This is a genomic window from Rahnella sp. WP5, from assembly GCF_000745615.1.
Taxonomy (GTDB): domain Bacteria; phylum Pseudomonadota; class Gammaproteobacteria; order Enterobacterales; family Enterobacteriaceae; genus Rahnella; species Rahnella aceris.
Map to the genome: position 1 here is coordinate 294,976 of NZ_JQJR01000008.1, position 20,562 is coordinate 315,537.

Here is a 20,562-nt window from a genome sequence, read left to right on the forward strand (position 1 = left end):
GGAGGCCGAAAAGATGAGTCACCCTCAGCGGGCAATTAGATTCATAGTAGCCTGTTTACAGGGATAGCGTTGAGTTTATTTTTTCGCCAGCGGCTGACAACTGTGTGCTAACCCTGCAAATTTTCACTGACGGCGGTCTTTATCAAGGCTCAAAAGTATAAACTCCCGGATTCGGTTCATGCGATTATCGGGCGGCTATTTGGGAATAATTGTCACAGGCAATCCCCCGCTTCCAAATTTATCCTTCAGGAAAAAAAGATGACGACCTTAAACGAAAAACTGGCATGGCGATACGCAACCAAGATGTTTGATGCGGCCAAAACGGTTCCGGCTGAAAAGATTGAAAATATTATTGAGGCCGTGCGTCTGGCACCGACCTCAAGCGGTCTGCAACCCTTCGAACTGCTGGTAGTCACTAATCCGGATATCCGCGCAAAAATCCGCACCGTTGCCTGGGATCAGGCGCAGGTCACCGACTGTTCTCACCTGCTGGTGTTCGCGGCATGGGATGACATCACGCCAGAACGCGTGAACATGATGTTCGACCTGACCAACGAGGTTCGCGGTTTTAAAAACGAAGGCTGGGAAAACTACCGCCAGAAACTGCTGAACATTGTCGCTGAACGCGGTACCGAAGCGAATTATCAGGCCGCTGCACGTCAGGCCTATATCGGTCTGGGCGCCGCGCTGATCGCCGCCGCGTTTGAAGAAGTGGATGCGACGCCAATGGAAGGGTTTGATCCTGCTGCCGTGGATGAAATCCTGGGCCTGAAAGACAAAAACCTGCGCAGCGTCGTGATCCTGCCGCTGGGCTATCGTGCCCACGAAGGCGACTGGCTGGTGAACCTGAAGAAAGTTCGCCGCAGCCGTGAAAACTTCGTCACCGAAATCAAGTAATATCAGGCCACCGGCCCTGTCCGGCCGGTGGCCTTCATACCCTAAACACAGACGTACCTTACTGATGACATCCTGATTTTATTATCATAAATCCCCCTGACTTCACGCTTATAAGGTCATTTACGGACGATAAAAGTTTTCCGCTGTGCCGTTGCCCAGAGTGATCACCCCCGCAAAAATCATAATAAGTAGCCCCATTATTTAAAAAAAACCTTATCCGGGCTAAATAGCCCCATCAGAGTGCCGATAACACATGCAGATAAATGATTTTACTGACTCTGTTAACTTATTTTGAGGTTGCATATGTTAAAGAAGCTTCGCAATAAGGCAAAAGTCGAGCTTTATGTATGGATAGGGATACTCATAGCAACCTATTTATTTTCCCTTTATTTTAATATGAATGAAGTTTTCTATTATTTTTTTAAGGCATATGAAGTCTATAATTTAGATGAAGTTTTCATCGCCCTGAATATAACGGGTTTTCTTGGGCTTATTTTTTCCTTTGTAAAAATAAAAGCAATGGAAAAGGAAATAGCAAGGAGAATGGAAGCTGAAAAGAATTTTCATTGGGTTGAATGCCATGATCCGGTAACAGGGCTACCGAATACAATCATACTCAACTCCACCATTGCACAATATAACCACGAAAACAAAAGTAGTTTTGGTGTGTTCACCATTGAAATAAACAGACTGAAGGATATTAATGATATTTTCGGTCATGACTATCATGATGAGATATTTAAGATCGTAGCAGAAAGACTGCTGAATATTTTCCCTGGCTGTGTTTATAAATTAGCCGCCGATGATTTTCTTGTCCTGAGACCCAATATTGACAAAACCGACCTGACCTCACTGTCCGGGCGCGTTATGCGTAGCCTGTGTTCACCGGTTAATCTGGATGGATTTACCTTTAATATTTCTGCCAATATTGGTATTTCACGATCCCCGGAAGATTCGTGCGATCTTAAGAAAGTGATTCAACAATCCGATTGTGCAATGCATGTTGCTAAAAAAGCCGGCAGAGAGCAGATCAGGGCATTCTCTGCGAGCATGGAAGAATCTTTATTATCCATGGCACAACTGGAACGTGATTTTAAATCAGCCTTGAAAAACAAAGTTTTTGTGAGTCATTATCAGCCCTTAGTGGATCTAAAATCAGAAAAAATCATAGGCTTTGAAGCCCTTGCCCGATGGGAAATCTCGGCGGGAAAGTTCATCCCGCCGTCGAAGTTCATTGCGCTTGCTGAAGACACCGGAGCAATAACAGAACTGACAGAATATCTCTTACGGGAGGCATGTCTTGAAGCGCTAAAATGGCCATCCGACAAACGGTTGTCCTTTAATCTTTCACCTTTACTTTTATGTGACAAAAATCTTAAATCAAGAATCATAGGTATTCTTGATGATGTGGGTTTCCCGCCAGAACAACTGGAAATTGAAGTCACGGAAAGCGCGCTGTTTAGCAACAGACATCTGGCCAGATATACACTTAAAAGACTCCGTGACGCAGGCGTTAAAATTGCTCTTGATGATTTTGGCACCGGATACTCAAGCCTTTCTCAGCTCTGTGACTTTCCCTTTGATACATTAAAAATTGATAAAAGTTTTATTGATACATTCCAGACTAATGAGAAACAAAATAAGATTGTTTGCTCTATTCTCTCCCTTGCCAACGCCCTCAACGTAAAAGTGGTTGCTGAAGGCATTGAATATAAAAGTCAGCTGATTATTTTACAGGAACTCGGCTGTGATATTGGTCAGGGCTATTTCCTCGGAAAACCGGTTCCTGCAGCAAATATTCATAAATCAATAAAATCGCCTTTAACTGAAGCTGAAAAGGTCACAGCGGAATGAAGCGGTGACCGGCGGGTGAACTGTTGTTCGGTCATCGTCATGCCCCACTGGTCGCCCTGCCATTCTTTCAGCAGTTCGAAACCAAAGGATTCATACAGACGTCGCGCAGCATGAAGGCCGCTGAAGGTCCAGAGCTGAACAGCGTCGAATCCGCGCCCGTCGCAAAACGCTATCGCTTCACTGAGCAGTTTTCTGCCCATGCCCGTTCCCCGGCAGCGGTCATCAAGAATAAACCAGCGCAGATGGGCTTCGTTATTTCCCAGATCCTGACCATCGATAGCCACTGAACCGACCACCCGCCCGTTGCTGACCGCCAGCCAGACCTGGTTGCAGGGTTCATGCAAACGCCCGCAGAACTCTGCCAGTCCGCTGGCAACCTTTCCCTCGAAGAAATGCCCGAAATTGTAATTACTGGCGTAATACGTGCCGTGCATTTCCGCAATCCGGCCAATCATGCCCGGCTGATATCCCGTGACGATTTCAATGTTGTGTTGGGGCGCGACCGGGTCCCCGTCGCGACAACGTTCAAGGGCGCGGGCATACGCCGTCAGGCCTTTTGCGACGGCCTGTTGCTGCGTAGCATCCAGATTTTCCAGCGCCTTGATCACGCGCATCGCACCGTACTCATTGATCCGCCCGACCGTCTGCATGCCCTTTTCCGTCAGTATCAGTTGTTTCACTCTGGCATCATTTTCCGACGGCACTTCCTGCAGTTCACCCGCTGCCAGCAAACGGGCAAGCATGCGGCTGACGCTGGATTTTTCCAGCCCGAGGATCTGCACCAGTTGCGCGGCGGTCATGGCGCCCTGATTTTCAATTTCCACCAGGCTGTGTACGGCAGAAGGTGAATATTCTGTGGCCGCCAGCGTGGCGTTCATAAAACCCAGCTCGCGTACCATAAGGCGCGAGGAGGAACGGATTTCTTCGATTAAGGCGTGGTCTGGCATGCGTTTACCCGGGATTTTGACTGATAGTTGTATAATACAACCATCATCCCCGGTGCACTGTCAATACCGCGATAAAGATTGTGCATGACAATCCGGCACGTTCTGTGCAGGATGAGTTTTTTCTTTCCGGGGATCATTCATGAGCGCAAAAACGGCATCGCTGGAAAGCCGTATCCGGCAGCAATGGGATCAGCTTTCGTTGCACGAACAACGTTTAGCCGACGTCCTGTTAGCCGCGCCGGGCCAGCTGGCGATGAATACCGCGACTGAACTGGCGCAGAGCGCGGGCGTATCCAAAGCGACTGCCACGCGATTCTTTCGCCATATCGGTTATGAAAGTTACGATGCTGCCCGCCGTCAGGCGCGTGAAATGCAAAACAGCGGCTCGCCTCTGTATCTTCAGGCCGCACCCAGCGCTTCGCCCCTGGGCACGCTGATACAAAATCATCTGGAAAAAGAGGTCTCCAGCCTGGTGAACACGTTCCGTTTACTGGAAGACGACCAGCTTGAAGCCTGCGTGGAGGCCATTGCCAACGCGAAACGTGTGGTGGTGATGGGCTGGCGTCACAGTCAGACCATCGCCATGCTGATTTACCGCGACCTAATCCACGTTCACCCCGACGTACGCCTGCTGCCGCGCGCCGGTGATTCGCTGGCAGAACATCTGGCAGCGCTTGGTCCGCAGGATGTGGTGATCTGCGTCGGGCTGCGCCGTCGTATGCCTGCACTGGAAACCGCCATGAGTGCCCTGGCTGACATGCAGGTGCCGATGCTGTATATCTCCGATGTGCTGGCGGGTAAACCGGCGAAATATGCCAACTGGGTCTTGCGCTGTCATACCGACGTTAATCTGATTTTCGACAGCACCGTGGCGCTTTCCGGCGTCTGTAACCTGCTCTGTTCACTGGTCGCCCGTCGCATGGGTAAAACCGGCAGCTACCATCTCGCCACCATCGAAACCCTGCACCAGAGCCTCGAAGAACTGGAGTAATGCGCCGCACTGGCGCAACGGCTGAACACTTATCCCCAAATCAGTGCATCGGCGGATTTTTTCGCCGCTTTTTCATTCCTCCCGATGAAACCCTAGAAATATAAATATTAAAATAAGAAACATTTGTTTCTCATTGATTATGGAAGAAAAAAATGTTTCCCGTCATATTCAGGCTGCGACTGATTAAAAAAGTGGCATGGAAACTGCTCTGTGGTCAGTGACATTTCACCAACACCAGGGAATCACCATAATGAAAAAAATAGCATTGCTGATCGCCGCTTTAATCACGGCTGGCGCGGCTGGCACCGCACAAGCTGATACGCTGTCAGACATCAAAAGCAGCGGTAAAATCACCGTCGGCATCGACCCGACCTTCCCGCCTTATGAATTCACCAACGATAAAGGCGAGATCACCGGCTACAGCGTGGCGATCATGCAATCTTTCGCCAAAGACCTCGGCGTGAAACTGGAGTTTCAGAAAACCGCGTTCAGCGGCATTCTGCCCGGCCTGATCTCCGGCTCATTCAATGCCGAAGGTTCTTCCCTTAACGTCACCGCCGAACGCGCCAAAAAAGTGCTGTTCACGGTGCCTTACAGCAAAACCGTCAATGGTGTGCTGGTGCGCGAGGCCGATGTGAAAAAATTCAGCGGCAAAACGTTGTCGCCGGAACAGTTGTCTGGCCTGAGCGGAGCCGTGAAAAGCGCCAGCGTGCCGGAACAGTTGCTCAAGGGCTTTAACGAAACGCTGACCAAAGAAGGCAAGAAGCCGATCACCATCATCAGCGTGGATACGCTGGATCAGACCGTCAGCACGCTGATGACTAAACGCGCCGATTTCGTGTTTGACGACATTTCGGTGCTCGCACCGATCGTTAAAAAATACCCGAACAAAGTGGCTCAGGTTGGCGAAGCTGGCCCGTCACAGTGGATGGCGTGGGCAACACGTAAAGACGACACCCGCCTGAACAAAGCCATCAGCGATCATATTTTGGCGATGCAGAAAGACGGCGAACTCACCACGCTGCAAAAACAGTATCTCGGCACCACCTTTACCGTGCCCGCCAGCGATTTCATTCCTCAGGAGTAAGTTATGTGCCAATCCCTGCTGACGGTGCCCGCCGGTCACGGCAAAACCTTTACCGTGAACAAAGGGCAATTTATTACCGTCATTGATGCCGAAGGTCAGCAGGCCGCCGATTTTGTGGCCGTGAATGCCGCTGACCTGAATGAAAAACTGTCGCCGGTGCATACGCGTCAGCATCTGCGCTCGCTGTTCTTCAAACCCGGAGATGCGCTGTGGTCGAGTGAAAACCGCCCGATGTTGCGCATCATCGCCGACACCATTGGTATTCATGACGCCAATGTTCCGGCCTGCGACCGCACGCGTTTCAGTATCGATTTCGGTGTTGAAGGCCATCGCAACTGCGTCGATAACCTGCTTGATGGCATGAAGGCACACGGTGTGACCTATTTCAGCCTGCCGGAACCGTTCAACCTGTTCCAGAACGGGCCGGTCACCGCCGATGGCCGCATGGAAGTCACTGACCCGAACAGTAAAGCCGGTGACTGTATTGTCTTTGAAGCGCTGTGTGACCTGATTTGCGCGGTGTCGTCCTGCCCGCAGGACATCATTCCCGGCAACGGTTTGCAGGTCACGCCGGTTGATATTCAGGTCAGCAATCATTACCACGGGGAGATTCAGCATGCTGTTAATGCGTGAGGCCTGGGCCGAAAGTGAAGTCCGTCCGCTGGCCGGGCCGGTGGATATTAAAGCCGGTGAGACGGGCTCCATTCGCGTGCTGCGCGGGCAACTGTTGCGCATCACGGCAGCGGGCGAAGGCGCGGTGGCCTCACTGTTTGGCTTCAGCCTGAGCGACCCTGCCGTCTGGCTGTCGGTTCATCACACCCGCGTATTCAGCAACAGCTATCTGCTGGGTTCTGGGATGCGTCTGGTGAATAACCGCCGTCGTCCGGTAATGGTGCTGGGGAAGGACAGCGTAAAACGCCATGACCTGCTGCTGCCGGGTTCGACCACCGCATGGCTGGCTGAGCGTGGTTATCAGGGGGATGGCTGCATTGAGTCGGTAAAAAGTGAACTGGCACGGCTGGGCATGAATGTGCCGAAACTGCCGGATCCCATCAATCTGTTCATGCACGTCCGGCTGACGCGAGAAGGTGATATTTTGCCGGAAACCAACCGCACGCAGCCGGGCGACAGCATTACCTGTCGCGTGGTGGCCGATACCGTCTTTGTGGTTTCTGCCTGCTGCACCGGTATTGAAGGCAACGATAAACCCGCGCCGCTGAAGCTTTCGGTCGCGGAAAATCTGTCAGCATTTGACGAGGAATAACGCATGTTGGGGCTGGATGACCAGGTGATTGCAGCACTTCCCGAATTAGGCCATGGCCTGCTGATGACGCTGACACTTACCGTACTGGCGGCGCTGCTGAGCCTGGTGTGCGGGCAAATCATCTGCTTTATCCAGCTACGCAATGCCTGGCTGTGGCGCGTCACCGGGCGGTTGTATGTCAGCCTGATGCGTGGCACACCGGCTATCGTGCAGCTCTTTGTGGTGTTCTTCACCCTGCCGCGTCTCGGCCTCGGCGGTCAGCCAATGCTGGCGGCGGTGCTGGCGATTGGCCTGAACAGCGGCGCTTACGTCGCGGAAATCTTGCGGGTTAATCAGAGTCTGGTGACCCGCGGACAACGTGAAGCGGCGCGCACGCTGGGGCTGAACCGCTGGCTGACGTGGTGGTATGTGATCAACCCGCAGGTGATCCGCGCCAGCCTGCCGATGCTGGTGAACGAGTTTACGATTTTGCTGAAGACTACGCCGCTGGCGTCCGTGGTGGCGCTGACCGAACTGACCTATGCCGGACAAATCGTTATCGCCCGCACTTACGACGCCACTCAGGTGCTGCTGCTGGTGTCAGCCGGGTATCTGCTGATCGCCCTGCCGCTGATCAGCGCGGTACGGCATCTGGAAGCCAAACGGAGGATGGCGTAATGGACTGGCAGGCAATTCTTACCGCATTACCGTCGCTCGGCGCAGGCATGATTGCCACGTTAAAACTCTGTGCCATTGCGGCGATCTGCTCGCTGTTATGGGGCACGCTGATGGCCGTCGCGCTGATGCGTGCCCCGCCATTCTGGCAACGGTTGCTGCATCTTTACACCAGCCTGACGCTGGCGCTTCCGCTGCTGATCGTTATTTATCTGCTCTATTTCGTCCTGCCGGAATACGACATCACCTTTACCTCGCCGCAGGTCGGCGTGCTGGCACTGACGTTGTATTACGCGCCGTATATCGCGCAGGTCGTACGCTCGGCGATTGAGATGTTACCGCGCGGCCAGTGGGAAGCCTGTCGTGTTTTAGGGCTGAGCCGCACGGAACAACTTCGCGACGTGGTGTTGCCACAAACGCTGCCGCAGATGTTATCGCCACTGGTGGGGCTGATGATCGGCCTGATTAAAGACTCCGCCCTGCTGTCGATTGTATCGGTGCAGGAGTTTATGTACGCCGCCAAACAGGCGATTTCTGAGACTTACGCGCCGCTGGAGATTTATCTCACGGTCGCGCTGTGTTACTGGGTGCTGAACAGTCTGATTGACTGGCTGGCGCGCCATATTGAATTTCGCATGACGCGCTACCGTCGCAGCATGCAACATTAATCAGGAGAAAAAAATGTCGGCTGAATTTGAGCATCGTGACATCCAGTTGATTGCCGCCCGCCACGGTAAAGCCGTGCGTCTGGCGAAAGGCGAAGCCGTGCAGGTGGTGAATTTGTACGGCACCCAGGTGGTGGATTGCTGGGCGTATAACGCCGAAGACGTCAGTGAATATATGTGTATGGAAGCCACCCGTGTCTGGAACCAGCGGCTGAATCCGCAGGTCGGTGACAGCTTTATCACCAGCCAGCGCCACCCGATTCTGACGCTGGTCGCCGACATCTCACCCGGCGTGCACGACACCTTTATGGCCGCGTGCGATGCGCGTCGTTACGAGTTACTCGGCTGCACCGAACCGCACCGCAACTGCCACGACAACCTGTTTGAAGGCATGGCGGAACTGGGCGTAACACTGCCGCACGGCAATCTGGCCTCGTTCAACATCTTCATGAACATTCAGGTTCAGCCGGATGGCCGCACCCTGAAAACCTTGCCGGTGGTGACGCGCCCTGGCGACTACATTATCCTGCGCGCCGAAATGGACTGCTACGTCGCCTTCTCCGCCTGCCCGCAGGACATCGTCAGCATTCAGGGCCAGGGCGACAACACTCCGCGCGATGCCGAATTGCGCATTCTGACAGCAGGCTTCCCGCAGGTGAAATTGCAGGGCGCGTGGGTGCCGGAGGGGGTTTAAAAGCAGAAGAAAAGCCAAACTCGCTGATGCTTGATCAACGCTTCCCCCTGTGAAGGGGGAAGTTGGGAGAGGGTTTCAAACGTTATCTCAGCCTAAGCACATTTAAAATTTTTGAGGGGTAAAACCGCCCTTTTATCTTCTCGCAGGTTCCGGCCTTACTGCGCCTTCCAGCACTTCCCGTAATTCACTTTGCGTCATCCGCACACAATAAGACGGCATGCCGCGCTGGAAGCGCCAGCCTTCGGAAAGAGCGCCTGCATCGACGGCGTCAAAGCCAAAGGCGTCATACAGCGCGATCACCGCCTTTTTCGTTTCCGCATCATCACCGGCTACGGGCAGAGCGCGACGTTGCGGGTCGCCAGCGGGTAAACCGTCGTTTTCGAGATCGGTCATCTGAATCGCATTGAATGCTTTGGTGATTTCTGAATGCGGCAGGAAGCCCGCGAGATATTCGCTGGTAGTCGTTGTCTGATCGTCCAGTTCTGCCACCTGACCGTCACGTTCAGGGTAATAATTTACGGCATCGATGACCGGTTTTCCGGCAATCTCCGCCACGGGCAGTTGTCCGATAGCCGTCAGCGGCACGGCAATCACCACGATATCGCCAAAAGCAGCCGCTTGCGTCGCGGTACCGATTTCACAACCGATCATCGGCTTCAGGCTGAACAACGTCTGAGGACCGCGAGAATTACTCAGCATCACCTGATGTCCGGCTTTGATCGCCAGTTTTGCCACCGCCCGGCCTACGAACCCTGCACCCAAAATGCCTATTTTCATGATTCTTACCTTTCATTTTGTTGTCGATAGGGTAAGAATAATTCCACACTGAACATTGATAAATCACCACCACAGACATAAACAAACAACAAACAAGAGGGAATCATGGATCGCTTAACCAGCATGAACGTGTTCGTCAGAACCGCTGATCTGGGTTCTTTCGCGGCAGCAGCAGAAGCATTGCGTATTTCCCCGCAGATGGTGGCCAAACATATCGCCCGACTGGAATCGCGGCTGGGGACGGCACTGATCAACCGCACGACGCGGCGTCAGCACCTGACAGACATCGGACGCAGCTATTATGAACGCTGTAAAATCGTACTTTTAGAAGCCGAAGCGGCGGATGCTATCGCGCTGGAGATGAAAGTCACACCTTCCGGCACGTTACGGGTGAATGCGCCGGTCACCTTCGGAACGTCGTCACTGGCGCCATTCATTACACAGTATCTGGCGCAGTATCCGGAGACGCAGATTGAACTGACGCTCAGCGATCGCATGGTCGATCCGGTCGAGGAAGGCTACGAGGTGATCCTGCGCATTGGCGAACTGAGTGACAGCCAGATGATTGCTTATCCGCTGCGGCCATACCGGCTGATTGCCTGTGCCTCGCCGGGCTATCTTGCACAAAATGGCGCACCGGAAACCCCGGCGGAACTGGCGACGCATTCCTGTCTGGTTTACGGAATCTGGTCGCCACAGGCCCCCTGCCGCTGGCAATTTTACCAGGAAGGCAGAATGCAGGAAATCCATCCGCAGGGCCGTCTGCGCTCGAATGACTGGCGCGCACTGCTGCACGCCGCCGTCAGCGGATACGGCGTGACGCTGGGGCCGGAAGATGTGCTGCGCGAAGAGATCAACGCCGGACGGCTGGTGCAGGTATTACCTGATTACGACGGGCCGTCAAGACCCATGCATATCCTCACACCCGCCGGTCTGCGACAGACCGTGAAGATCCGCAGTTTTATTCAGGCGGTGCGGGAGGCTTTCGGCTGAAACGACAAAATTTCTGATCTCGTTGTCAGCAATTTTTCATGCAAGTATTTATCAACAGACTCACTTTATCCTCATAAGGAATAATAAAGTATCGCTCACCAATGTTATAACGTGCTTCAACATCAATACCACTTTCAACTAAATAGGTTTTCAGTACTTTCACTGCCTGTGGAACATCTTTTACCTGAGTCCAGGTGACCTTTTCCTCTAAGAAGGTATTTTCATCACCACCTTGCACATAATAAATAGCATCACTGGAAATTTCAGGCGCATTTTTAATAACATCAGGCGTAAGATAATAATAATCAACCCAATTTGATTTGCGATATTCTCTTCCATCAGAAATATAACCAAACAAATACAAGCTTAATACTATATGGCACATAAATATCATAACTAATATTGCTATAAAACATCCGGACCACTTAACTATTTTTTGCATATAACCCTCTGCATACACTTTAATTGACTCACCAGATCGGCATGGGGTTATCACCGCCAATGTAAAAATAGTCTGGGGACCTCGGATGATGAGGAAAAATAGGGTAATGTGAAGGCATTTTGAGTTCTGTATTTTTTTGGAACCCCTTTCTGAGGGACAAGTACACGTTTCCATTAAGTTTATTTTTATCATCAAACATATTTTTCACGGGTCTGTTTAGATAACGATTAGATAAATACCAGCTCGATAAATCATTTAAAGGCTTGATATAATCTAACCATGAAGGAAGAAATCCTAACCTCGGCATTGTTTTTTTTCCGGGTGATGGTTTTGGGAATAGCAGAGGTCTGAATGCTGTATTTTTGTGGCGTCCTACTGGTCCATAGTGATCCCAAATAGACAGGCTATAAACAATATCTGTTGGTTGCGACAAAATCAAAGGGTCTATTCCTTCACCAAACACTCGATAAAAACCAACTAAATCTGATACCAGATCTTCGCAACTGAAACCACTGTCAGTCCGCCATTTGATTAGTGAGGAATCCTGAAACGCTTCAAATCTCCATGCTGTTTTCATCATAATGGTTAAAGCAATGCGTTTTTTCAGGTTGTCACTAAGACATGAGCGCACCATTAAAGGGGCGTGAATACCAGCCCAAAGATTTGTACGCGAACTTTTATGAACTGGAGCATACATTTCCTGGTAATAATCGACAGGAAAATACCATTCGTTTAGCTCCCGGAAATATCTTACCCCTTTTTCTTTAAAAAGAATTTCTTTAAGTTTACGGGCATCTGTTCCCCGCGCATGCCCCATATCTATCCAGCCAAGAACATTAGTGTAGACTAAACCTTTACCACGTACATTCCCTATCATGGAATTGGTAATATCGCTGCGTTTACTCATATACCCCCATGCTATCACAGTATATTATGACAGACTGATTGAGGGACTCCAGGTATAATAACCCTGCCAGAAAGAGTCCCTGATTAATATTTTATAATTGCAGAAGTTATAGCGCAAAACCTTGAGGTAAACAAATACAAGATTTCTATTAAATATTTTTATCAATTTATGCAGATTATGATGTTAAACTTTTCAGCTTATCGTAACCCATAAAAAAACCCACGCTCACACGTGGGTTTTTCATTTTAAAGCATTAACCTTCTGTCGCTTACCGCTTCGCCAGCGCCGCCGCATTCTTACCGGCGAGAATGCCGAAGATAATGATATCGGCGACAGCGTTACCGCCGATGCGGTTTGCGCCATGGATGCCGCCGACCACTTCGCCTGCGGCCCAGGCACCGGTGATCACCTGTTTTTGCGCATCAAGCACGGCGGTATCCGGGTTGATGGTCACACCGCCCATGGTGTGATGCACGCCCGGCGCGATGCGGATGGCAAAGAACGGCCCCTGATTGAGCGGATGGCGCAGCGCAGTGGTACGGCCAAAGTCTTCGTCCTTTTTCTCCACCACAAACAGATTGTAGCGCAGGAGGGTTTCCGACAACGTGCGAGGATCCATATTGAGTTTTACTGCCAGTTTCTCCGGCGTTGGCGCGCTTATCACAAAGCCTTTGGCGATATACTCGTCAGCCGCTCTGTTATTCGACCGCACCTGTTCATCGAAGATCACCCACGCACTTTTCTCCGGTAAGGCGATGATTTCAGCCGAGACTTTATCGCGGGTTTCCATCTCGTTATAGAAACGCTTTCCGGCCTGGCTGATCAGGATCGCACCGCCGCCGCGAATGGCTTCGGAAATCAGATAAGACGTGGTCTGTTCCACCGTCGGGTGGATCTGGATTTCACCCATATCCACCGTGTCCGCGCCCAGTTTCTGTAGCAAGGCAATCCCGCTGCCGGTCGCACCGGCATGGTTGGTGGTCACAAAACCGTCCAGTTCCGGGCGATATTTCACCACCATCTCGCGGTTAGCACTGAAACCGCCGGTGGCGACAATCACGCTTTTCGCATTCAGAATGCGGCTGTCATTATATTCATCCACCACTTTCACGCCGGTCACCACGCCGTTTTCGGACAGGATTTCGGCGACGGAGGTTTCAAGCAGCACTTCGATATCGCGCTTGTTGATATTTTTCACCAGGCCGCTGATCAGGAAACCACCAACGGCGGAACGATCCGCCGGACGGTGTGTTCGGTCGATACTCATCCCGCCGGTGATGGTGATGTCATTCAGTTCAATCTCTTTCGCCGCCAGCCATTCGACGGCTTCCGGTGCCAGTTCCACAAACTCTCTCAGCAGCACCGGGTTGTTTTTGAACTTGCCGCCTTTCAGCGTTTCTTCATAGAACAGGTCTTTGCTGTCTTCGATGCCTTTCAGTTTCTGGAAACGGGTTTCTGCGGCGTTCATCCCGACGGAGGCTTTGATGGTATTGCCGCCGATAGTGGGCATCTTCTCGATAATGACCACATGCGCGCCTTCGTCGTGCGCCTGAATCGCTGCAGCCAGCCCTGCGCCGCCGCTGCCGATCACCACGACATCGTAGTTTTGCGGTGCCTGCGGGTTGCCGCCTTCTTCAATGACGTGTTCTTTGCTGGAAGTTGCCAGCGCGCGGGAAACGGCTTTTTTCAGCGCCTCACTCTGGGTGGTCGCACCGGTGATGGCATCGACATGCGGGCTGTTGGCGACCAGCATGCGCGTACGCAGGCTTTCGAAAGTGGTCGTGAAATCGACGTCCAGCGAGTCGTCTTTCACCAGCGCGATATCGGTAATACGGTCAGTGTCGAGCGTGACGCTGATTTTCAGTTTCAGCGCTTCGGCTTCGACTTTCTCCTGATACACCCCGGCTTTGTATTTACGGCCGGTGACGCTGGTGTCGCGGATCATGGCGTCAACCAGAGAGAAGCGCCACAGCGGTTCAGGGATGTTCAGTTCTTCGCGTTTATGGCTGTCGATAAACAGCTCAAGATGATCGTTATTGACGATGCGGTCAGCCCAGTCCGGATAAGCAATACAGGCTTTACCCACCGCGATCAGATCAAAACCGTATTCCAGCCCTTTTTCGGCATCAGCTTTGTTGATCACGCCGCCGACGCCAATCACCGGCACTTTCGCCAGTGTTTCAGAGCGCATGGCACGGAATTTAGTGATCAGCGGCGTCGGGTCCTGCGTATCGACGATAGAGGGACGCAACAGTTGTCCGACCGAGAAATGCACATAGTCCAGCCCGCGCGCAGCGAGTTTTTCCAGCAGATACATCGTGTCGTCAAAACGGATGCCCGGCACTTCCAGCTCTTCCGGCGAAAAACGGTAGCCGATAATAAAGGAGGCGTCGGCAAAGCGCTCCGCCATTTTGTGGGTGATGTCGAGCACTTCCAGCGGGAAACGGGCGCGTTTGTCGCGGTCTCCGCCCCATTGGTCGGTGCGCTGGTTGGAGTTCGGCGAGTAAAATTGCTGGATCAGATAGGTGTTTGCGCCGTGGATTTCCACACCATCGAAACCGGCTTTAATGGCGCGGTTAACGGCATCACCAAATTTGGTGATCATGGTTTCCACTTCTTCGCCGGTCAGTTCTTTTGGCCGGGTCGCGCCTTCACGGGGTGCAGCGATGGCGCTTGGGGCGACAGGCGTACGGCCGCCGATCAGCTCCGGTTCCACCATTCTGCCGCCGTGGTAAATCTGTAAAATCGCTTTCGAGCCTTTGGATTTAATGGCATCGGCAATTTTCTTCAGACCGGCAATTTTGTTATCGCTGTCGATAGCGATAGCACCCGGAAACGCCGGGCCCATGCGATCAATAAAGCAACATTCGACGATGATTGTACCGATGCTGCCAGCACGGTCACGGTAATACTCCACCAGTTCACTGGTGACGGTACCGTCATAAAAGCCGGTGCAGGTAGTCATCGGGGCCATCAGCAGACGGTTTTTCAGTACCGCACCGTTTGGCAGCGTGAGCGGATTCAGTACCGGTGTCAGCTTATTCATTATGATCAACTCCGAAATCTGTAAGTCTTGAATTTTTCCATGGCCGCATTACTTACCGTAAAAAAACTACGTTTAATTAAGCAATCCGAAGCAGGCGAATATAGAAATCTGTTAGCTAATTTATTTGCATCAGGCGATGAAATTGGCGTTATAAACGTGCTGGAAACAGGAGTTGTTTATTTATCCGACACAGAAACCCATGCCACCTTCAATTGTTAATGATGAGTTGACAAAAATCAACATTAGAATAACATAAAAAATCTCACCTTCAAAATCATAGAGTTGACTGCAACAACTGGCGTTTACGCAAATTTACTCTACATTCACTTAAACGGATTATTTCGATAAATAAATAACCACACTTATTGTAATGATACCGTATTGATATAAGTGAATGTATTGCGTCATTCAGGCTAAGAATAAAAGTAATATCTTAATTTCGTCACAGTGGACCCGCTGTCATTGCGTACCGCTTAACGCATTTAAGATCGAAAAAAATTAATGGTTTTCCGAATCAGAACACCAACTTTGATAACCGTGGCGTAACGCTCACACTCAATTACGGGCAGACAAAATTTATGAAACCCACATCGACATTGAATGTTCCCGGCAAGGCCGATCCGGCCTCCGGGGGACTAAAAAAACGTCTGATTATGTTGTTCCTGCCGGTGCTGGTGGCGGTGCTTTTACTGCTGACGCCGGTCCCCGCCGGGCTTGAACCCTATGCGTGGCATTTCTTCGCCATCTTTGTCGGCGTGATTGTCGGCCTGATTTTCGAGCCCTTGCCCGGCGCCGTGATCGGCCTGACCGGCGTGGTGGTGATCGCCCTCTTCAGTCAGTGGCTGTTATTCAGTCCGGCCGAAATCGCCAACCCGAAATTTAAAATGCCCGCCGAGGCGTTCAAATGGGCGGTGAGCGGCTTCGGCAACTCGACGGTCTGGCTGATTTTTGGCGCGTTTATGTTTGCCGCCGGATATGATAAAACGCAGTTTGGTCGCCGTCTGGCGCTGATTCTGGTGAAATATCTTGGCCGTCGCAGCCTGACATTAGGTTACGCCATTACCTTTGCGGATCTGTTGCTGGCACCTTTCACGCCGTCCAATACCGCACGCAGCGGCGGAACCATTTACCCGATCATCGCCAACCTGCCGCCGTTATACGGCTCCAAACCCAATGACCCGAGTGCGCGCAAAATCGGCTCTTATCTGATGTGGGTGGCGATTACCGCCGCCTGTATCACCAGTTCGATGTTCCTGTCGGCGCTGGCCCCGAACCTGCTGGCACTGGCGCTGGTGAAAAGTATCACCGGCTTTACGATTTCCTGGGGTATGTGGTTCCTGGCGTTCCTGCCGCTGGGGGTGCTGCTGATCCTGACCATGCCTTTGCTGGCCTACTGGTTCTATCCGCCGGAAGTGAAGATTAATGACGAGGTGCCGCGCTGGGCGAAAAGCGAACTCGACAAACTGGGTAAGCTGTCGCGTAACGAAATCCTGCTGCTGATCTTTGTGTGTTCTGCGCTGCTGATGTGGATTTTTGCCGCTGCGTGGATTGAACCCGCGCTGGCTGCGTTGCTGGTCGTGGTGCTGATGCTGTGGACCGGCGTGCTGAACTGGAACGATATCACCAGTAATAAACCGGCCTGGAACACCTTTGCGTGGTTTGCGACGCTGGTCGCGCTGGCGGATGGTCTGGCCCGCGTTGGTTTTATTGCCTGGCTGGGTAAAGAAGGCGGTCAGTTACTCGACGGATTCGACCCGCAGGTCGCGGCAGTTATGCTGCTGATTGCGTTCTTCCTGCTGCACTACCTGTTCGCCAGTACCACGGCGCATACCACCGCGCTGTTACCGGCGATGCTGACCATTGCGGCGGCTATTCCGGGCATCAATATGCCGGTTTACTGTCTGATGATGGTGACCTCGCTGGGCGTGATGGGGATCATCACCCCGTACGGCACCGGCCCGAGCCCGATTTATTACGGTAGCGGCTATCTGCCAACCAAAGACTACTGGCGCCTTGGTACCATCTTCGGCGCGATTTTCCTCGGCGGCATGATGCTGATTGCCTATCCGTGGATGGTGCTGATGTTCTGATGAACGACTCTGCCAGACTGCGTGTTGCAGTCTGGCAATTCCTCCTGACTCCCGGCAACCGCCCGTCACTCCTGTAGAAAATAATGCTTACCGAGAATGGCTGCGCCGTCATCAATCGATTTGTGGATAAGCTTCACGCAGCGTTTAGCGTCGCCCGCTTCCAGCGCCACCAGCAGTTGATCGTAATTATGCTGGCCCTGCGCCATATGCGGTGACTGCGGATAAAGATAGTTAAAACACGGACCAATCTGCACCCACAACTGCTCAATCAGCGCGGTCAGCGTGGGCATCGCGGCCATTTCATACAGAGTGAAACGAAACTCCCGGTTAGCCTCTAAAGCGTCCTCAACGTTATTTTCCACTTTCGCCGCCATAAATCGGGTATTCAGCGTTTTCAGTAAAGCGAGGTGTTGCGCAGTGATCTGCCCGCAGGCTTGCGATACCGCCAGCCCTTCAAGATTTTTGCGGATAAGGGTGATTTCCTGATACCGCGCCAGCGCAATTTTAGGCACCAGAAAAGCCTGTGCAGGCGTCGCATCAAGCGCGCCCGCCGACACCAGACGCAGCAACGCTTCGCGCACCGGCGTCACGCTGGTGCCCAGTTTTTCAGCAATTTCTTTGGTCACCAGCCGCGCGCCCGGTTTGAGTACGCCGACAATTAATGCCCCTTTCAGTTTGGCCTCCACCTGCATGGTAAGGCTGACACGCTGCGCTTTTTCCATCTCAAACATCTGACGTTTTCCTTTAGCAAAATAATGGCTTTTCTTTTGCGGTTTAATCTGTAGCTTGCCAAAAATACATTATATAGGATATATCATGTATTTAGGAATTGAATACTGATTGACCGTTTTTGTGACGCACAACCTTCACGTTAATTCCGTCAACTCTTCTGGCGGCTTCACTTTGGGAATGACCGTAATGAGAATACCTGCCTTTAAACCGGCTTCACTGGCTCTGCTTATCAGCCTGACAACACCGGCTGCTTTCGCCTCTGAACTGGTGATCGCCCAGCCAGCTTCCGCCACGGCGATGGACCCGGGTTTCCTGAAAGAGTCTGCCACACTGGTGGATAACCTCTTTGATACGCTGGTGCTGCGCGACGCCAATATGCAGTTGCAACCGGGGCTGGCGACAAGCTGGAAATCACCCGATGATACCACCTGGGAGTTCACCCTGCGTCAGGGTGTGAAGTTCAGCGACGGCGAGCCGGTCAATGCGCAGGCGGTGAAATTCTCTATCGACCGTATTCTGGATCCTGCGAATCACGCGCCGACCATTTCGTATATCCGCACCATCAAATCCGTGGAAGTTACCGGCGATTATCAGGTGAAAATCCACACCACCGGCCCCGACCCGCTGCTGCCAACCCGCATGAGTCGCTACCCGACCTATATTGTGCCACCGGCGTATGTCACCAAGGTCGGTGCTGCGGAATTTGCCCGCAAACCGGTGGGTTCCGGCGCGTATACCCTCACCGCATTTATTCCCGATGAAAAAGTGGTGATGCAGGCCAATCCGGGTTACTGGCGCGGCAAGCCCGCCATCGATACCGTCACCTGGCGTCCGATCCCGGAGGCCACCGGGCGCATCACCGCCCTGCTGACCGGCGAAGTACAACTGGTTGATGGCGTACCGGCCGATCTGGTGCCAGCGCTGAAAAATAAACCGGGCGTGCATCTCGAACAGGTAAAAAATGGCGGACTGACCATTTACCTCGGACTGAAGAACGACCAGAAACCGCTGAATGATGTGCGCGTCCGTCAGGCATTATCACTGGCGCTGAACCGCACGGCCTATACCCGCGATTTACTGCACGGTTTCGGCACGCCGACCGGCACCATGGCCGGACCGAAAGATTTTGGCTATGAGGCGATCCCTGCACCGGCGCAGGACATCGCCAAAGCCAAAGCGTTACTGGCAGAAGCGGGCTATCCGCAAGGCTTCACCCTGCGCTTCCAGGCGCCCCGCCGTTATATTGCCAGTGCAGACGTCGCCCAGGCGATTGTGCAGGATCTGGCAGCCATCGGCGTGAAAGCACAACTCGAAGTGCCGGAATGGTCGGTCTATACCCAGCAGGTCGCGGCGCAGAAACAGGCACCGATGTACATGCTGGCGTGGGGATCAACACAGACGCTGGACGCCGATGCCGCGCTTTATCCGATCCTGCACTCCGGCGAGCCGTATTCTACGGTGAACTCGCCTGAACTGGATGCCCTGCTGAACAGCAGCCGTACCACGGTCGACCCGGCCAAACGTGAGAAGATTTTGCAGCAGATACAGCAGGTTGTTGCCAGTCAGCAACCGCTTATTCCGCTGTACAAAGAAGATTCCCTGTATGCCAGTGCCGACAACGTGACCTTCACCGGCCGCGCCGATTCGCGGATCCCGCTGTTTGACCTGAGGATGAAATGATTTCACTGCGTACAACCCTGCAAAGGAAATCCCGCAGCCGGTTTTACGGCGACGGGCTCCTCGGCGGACTGTTGCTGCTACTGGTGATTGTCCCGGCGCTGCTGGCGCCGTGGCTGCCCCTGCCGGATCCGCTGACCAATGATCTGGCTGCGGCCTTTTCCTCGCCGGGCGGCCATCATCTGCTGGGCACCGATCAACTGGGGCGCGATTTGCTGTCGCGTATTTTATCCGGTACGCGGCTTTCGCTGATGGTGGTGTTGCTGGCAGCGTTAATTGCGGCGGTGACGGGCTCGGCGCTGGGCATGATTGCCGGTTATACCGGCGGCTGGCTCGACGCGCTGATCATGCGCCTGATGGACATCCAGCTGGCGGTGCCGTTCATCCTGCTGATCCTGCTGGTGATGGCGCTGTTCGGCGCGTCACTCACCAATATTATTGTGATCATGGGCGTGACCAGTTGGGCGATTTATGCCCGTGTCGCCCGTGCCAAAACACTGGAAATCCGCGAGCTGGAATTTATCGAATCGGTCAAAGCCATGGGATTTTCCACCCCGCGCATTTTGCTGCGCCATGTGCTGCCCAGTCTGATGACCCCGCTGATCGTGCTGCTGACGCTGGATATTCCGCGCCTGATCGTGCTGGAAGCCTCGATTGGTTTTCTCGGCATGGGCATTCAGCCGCCGACGCCGACGCTCGGTAATCTGATCGGCGAAGGCCGTTCTTATATGCTGCTCGCACAGTGGCTGGTGCTGTATCCGGGGCTGGTGATTGCCGCACTGGTGATTGGCTGCAACCTGCTCGGCGACAGCCTGCTGCGTAAAACCCACACGAGGCTCGACTGA

The 20,562-nt window shown here is 52.8% G+C and carries 20 protein-coding genes; 14 read left to right on the forward strand and 6 right to left on the reverse strand.

All coding sequences use genetic code 11. The features are described from left to right. Positions 1 to 258 precede the first annotated feature (258 nt). Together EX31_RS07410 and EX31_RS07415 are read left to right on the forward strand one after the other, a co-directional pair. Positions 259 to 897: a nitroreductase family protein gene (locus tag EX31_RS07410; protein ID WP_037034079.1), complete on the forward strand. Its 639-nt coding sequence runs from the start codon at positions 259 to 261 to the stop codon at positions 895 to 897. Positions 898 to 1,200: 303 nt separating this feature from the next. Next, positions 1,201 to 2,751, forward strand: a complete 1,551-nt coding sequence (locus EX31_RS07415; protein ID WP_037034080.1) for a putative bifunctional diguanylate cyclase/phosphodiesterase — start codon at positions 1,201 to 1,203, stop codon at positions 2,749 to 2,751. Here EX31_RS07415 and EX31_RS07420 read toward each other — a convergent pair. Further along, positions 2,697 to 3,698: a bifunctional helix-turn-helix transcriptional regulator/GNAT family N-acetyltransferase gene (locus EX31_RS07420; protein WP_037034081.1), complete on the reverse strand. Its 1,002-nt coding sequence runs from the start codon at positions 3,696 to 3,698 to the stop codon at positions 2,697 to 2,699. The two genes, EX31_RS07415 and EX31_RS07420, sit on opposite strands and share 55 nt — an antisense overlap. 139 nt (positions 3,699 to 3,837) lie before the next feature. On the opposite strand from EX31_RS07420, the gene EX31_RS07425 reads away from it, so the two are divergent. The 7 genes from EX31_RS07425 (at position 3,838) to EX31_RS07455 (ending at position 9,053) form a co-directional block, all read left to right on the forward strand. Then, positions 3,838 to 4,689 (forward strand): MurR/RpiR family transcriptional regulator, encoded by an 852-nt coding sequence (locus EX31_RS07425; protein WP_013575608.1) that lies wholly within the window; start codon positions 3,838 to 3,840, stop codon positions 4,687 to 4,689. A 250-nt stretch (positions 4,690 to 4,939) separates the two neighbouring features. Then, positions 4,940 to 5,776 (forward strand): transporter substrate-binding domain-containing protein, encoded by an 837-nt coding sequence (locus EX31_RS07430; RefSeq protein WP_013575609.1) that lies wholly within the window; start codon positions 4,940 to 4,942, stop codon positions 5,774 to 5,776. A 3-nt stretch (positions 5,777 to 5,779) separates the two neighbouring features. Continuing rightward, complete coding sequence (locus tag EX31_RS07435) at positions 5,780 to 6,409, forward strand: DUF1989 domain-containing protein (protein ID WP_037034082.1); 630 nt, start codon at positions 5,780 to 5,782, stop codon at positions 6,407 to 6,409. Next, entirely contained in the window at positions 6,393 to 7,040 is a 648-nt protein-coding gene (locus EX31_RS07440) for an urea carboxylase-associated family protein (protein ID WP_013575611.1), read from the forward strand. Before EX31_RS07435 ends, EX31_RS07440 begins: the two co-directional genes overlap by 17 nt. A gap of 3 nt (positions 7,041 to 7,043) precedes the next feature. Beyond that, a complete protein-coding gene (locus EX31_RS07445) occupies positions 7,044 to 7,697 on the forward strand; it encodes an amino acid ABC transporter permease (protein WP_037034083.1) in 654 nt (217 codons plus the stop codon). After that, a complete protein-coding gene (locus tag EX31_RS07450) occupies positions 7,697 to 8,362 on the forward strand; it encodes an amino acid ABC transporter permease (RefSeq protein ID WP_037034084.1) in 666 nt (221 codons plus the stop codon). The genes EX31_RS07445 and EX31_RS07450 overlap by 1 nt, the downstream gene beginning before the upstream one ends. 13 nt (positions 8,363 to 8,375) lie before the next feature. Beyond that, complete coding sequence (locus EX31_RS07455) at positions 8,376 to 9,053, forward strand: DUF1989 domain-containing protein (protein WP_037034085.1); 678 nt, start codon at positions 8,376 to 8,378, stop codon at positions 9,051 to 9,053. 132 nt (positions 9,054 to 9,185) lie between these two features. On the opposite strand, the gene EX31_RS07460 is transcribed toward EX31_RS07455, so the two are convergent. Beyond that, positions 9,186 to 9,830: an NADPH-dependent F420 reductase gene (locus EX31_RS07460; protein ID WP_037034086.1), complete on the reverse strand. Its 645-nt coding sequence runs from the start codon at positions 9,828 to 9,830 to the stop codon at positions 9,186 to 9,188. Between the two features lie 105 nt (positions 9,831 to 9,935). Between EX31_RS07460 and EX31_RS07465 the strand changes: the two genes are divergently transcribed. Continuing rightward, the gene (locus tag EX31_RS07465) at positions 9,936 to 10,823 is read left to right on the forward strand and encodes a LysR family transcriptional regulator (protein WP_037034088.1); all 888 of its coding nucleotides are present in this window, start codon (positions 9,936 to 9,938) and stop codon (positions 10,821 to 10,823) included. Between the two features lie 25 nt (positions 10,824 to 10,848). Here the strand turns inward: EX31_RS07465 and EX31_RS07470 are convergent, their stop codons facing one another. The 3 genes from EX31_RS07470 to EX31_RS07480 form a co-directional block, all read right to left on the reverse strand. Continuing rightward, positions 10,849 to 11,265, reverse strand: a complete 417-nt coding sequence (locus tag EX31_RS07470) for a hypothetical protein (RefSeq protein WP_037034089.1) — start codon at positions 11,263 to 11,265, stop codon at positions 10,849 to 10,851. Between the two features lie 28 nt (positions 11,266 to 11,293). Beyond that, positions 11,294 to 12,172 carry a hypothetical protein gene (locus EX31_RS07475; protein WP_051931002.1) on the reverse strand — a complete coding sequence of 293 codons (879 nt, stop codon included), beginning with the start codon at positions 12,170 to 12,172 and terminating at the stop codon, positions 11,294 to 11,296. A gap of 268 nt (positions 12,173 to 12,440) precedes the next feature. After that, complete coding sequence (locus EX31_RS07480; protein WP_037034090.1) at positions 12,441 to 15,218, reverse strand: flavocytochrome c; 2,778 nt, start codon at positions 15,216 to 15,218, stop codon at positions 12,441 to 12,443. Positions 15,219 to 15,257: 39 nt separating this feature from the next. Between EX31_RS07480 and EX31_RS25965 the strand changes: the two genes are divergently transcribed. Both EX31_RS25965 and EX31_RS07485 read left to right on the forward strand, forming a co-directional pair. Beyond that, positions 15,258 to 15,437 (forward strand): hypothetical protein, encoded by a 180-nt coding sequence (locus tag EX31_RS25965; protein WP_134705688.1) that lies wholly within the window; start codon positions 15,258 to 15,260, stop codon positions 15,435 to 15,437. Between the two features lie 359 nt (positions 15,438 to 15,796). Further along, a complete protein-coding gene (locus EX31_RS07485) occupies positions 15,797 to 17,308 on the forward strand; it encodes an anion permease (RefSeq protein WP_037034091.1) in 1,512 nt (503 codons plus the stop codon). 65 nt (positions 17,309 to 17,373) lie between these two features. Here the strand turns inward: EX31_RS07485 and EX31_RS07490 are convergent, their stop codons facing one another. Then, a complete protein-coding gene (locus tag EX31_RS07490; RefSeq protein ID WP_013575621.1) occupies positions 17,374 to 18,039 on the reverse strand; it encodes a GntR family transcriptional regulator in 666 nt (221 codons plus the stop codon). A 187-nt stretch (positions 18,040 to 18,226) separates the two neighbouring features. Here EX31_RS07490 and EX31_RS07495 point away from each other — a divergent pair, with 187 nt between their 5' ends. Together EX31_RS07495 and EX31_RS07500 are read left to right on the forward strand one after the other, a co-directional pair. Then, a complete protein-coding gene (locus tag EX31_RS07495) occupies positions 18,227 to 19,720 on the forward strand; it encodes an ABC transporter substrate-binding protein (protein WP_037034092.1) in 1,494 nt (497 codons plus the stop codon). Further along, complete coding sequence (locus EX31_RS07500) at positions 19,717 to 20,562, forward strand: ABC transporter permease (protein ID WP_037034093.1); 846 nt, start codon at positions 19,717 to 19,719, stop codon at positions 20,560 to 20,562. The genes EX31_RS07495 and EX31_RS07500 overlap by 4 nt, the downstream gene beginning before the upstream one ends.

Excerpts from the sequence above, each read along its gene's own strand:
- EX31_RS07440 (WP_013575611.1), top strand. The coding sequence starts at position 6,393 with ATGCTGTTAATGCGTGAGGCCTGGGCCGAAAGTGAAGTCCGTCCGCTG.
- EX31_RS07480 (WP_037034090.1), bottom strand. The coding sequence starts at position 15,218 with ATGAATAAGCTGACACCGGTACTGAATCCGCTCACGCTGCCAAACGGT.
- EX31_RS07410 (WP_037034079.1), top strand. The coding sequence starts at position 259 with ATGACGACCTTAAACGAAAAACTGGCATGGCGATACGCAACCAAGATG.
- EX31_RS07425 (WP_013575608.1), top strand. The coding sequence starts at position 3,838 with ATGAGCGCAAAAACGGCATCGCTGGAAAGCCGTATCCGGCAGCAATGG.
- EX31_RS25965 (WP_134705688.1), top strand. The coding sequence starts at position 15,258 with ATGGCCGCATTACTTACCGTAAAAAAACTACGTTTAATTAAGCAATCC.
- EX31_RS07430 (WP_013575609.1), top strand. The coding sequence starts at position 4,940 with ATGAAAAAAATAGCATTGCTGATCGCCGCTTTAATCACGGCTGGCGCG.
- EX31_RS07470 (WP_037034089.1), bottom strand. The coding sequence starts at position 11,265 with ATGCAAAAAATAGTTAAGTGGTCCGGATGTTTTATAGCAATATTAGTT.
- EX31_RS07435 (WP_037034082.1), top strand. The coding sequence starts at position 5,780 with ATGTGCCAATCCCTGCTGACGGTGCCCGCCGGTCACGGCAAAACCTTT.
- EX31_RS07475 (WP_051931002.1), bottom strand. The coding sequence starts at position 12,172 with ATGAGTAAACGCAGCGATATTACCAATTCCATGATAGGGAATGTACGT.
- EX31_RS07450 (WP_037034084.1), top strand. The coding sequence starts at position 7,697 with ATGGACTGGCAGGCAATTCTTACCGCATTACCGTCGCTCGGCGCAGGC.
- EX31_RS07415 (WP_037034080.1), top strand. The coding sequence starts at position 1,201 with ATGTTAAAGAAGCTTCGCAATAAGGCAAAAGTCGAGCTTTATGTATGG.
- EX31_RS07460 (WP_037034086.1), bottom strand. The coding sequence starts at position 9,830 with ATGAAAATAGGCATTTTGGGTGCAGGGTTCGTAGGCCGGGCGGTGGCA.
- EX31_RS07500 (WP_037034093.1), top strand. The coding sequence starts at position 19,717 with ATGATTTCACTGCGTACAACCCTGCAAAGGAAATCCCGCAGCCGGTTT.
- EX31_RS07455 (WP_037034085.1), top strand. The coding sequence starts at position 8,376 with ATGTCGGCTGAATTTGAGCATCGTGACATCCAGTTGATTGCCGCCCGC.
- EX31_RS07485 (WP_037034091.1), top strand. The coding sequence starts at position 15,797 with ATGAAACCCACATCGACATTGAATGTTCCCGGCAAGGCCGATCCGGCC.
- EX31_RS07495 (WP_037034092.1), top strand. The coding sequence starts at position 18,227 with ATGAGAATACCTGCCTTTAAACCGGCTTCACTGGCTCTGCTTATCAGC.
- EX31_RS07420 (WP_037034081.1), bottom strand. The coding sequence starts at position 3,698 with ATGCCAGACCACGCCTTAATCGAAGAAATCCGTTCCTCCTCGCGCCTT.
- EX31_RS07445 (WP_037034083.1), top strand. The coding sequence starts at position 7,044 with ATGTTGGGGCTGGATGACCAGGTGATTGCAGCACTTCCCGAATTAGGC.
- EX31_RS07490 (WP_013575621.1), bottom strand. The coding sequence starts at position 18,039 with ATGTTTGAGATGGAAAAAGCGCAGCGTGTCAGCCTTACCATGCAGGTG.
- EX31_RS07465 (WP_037034088.1), top strand. The coding sequence starts at position 9,936 with ATGGATCGCTTAACCAGCATGAACGTGTTCGTCAGAACCGCTGATCTG.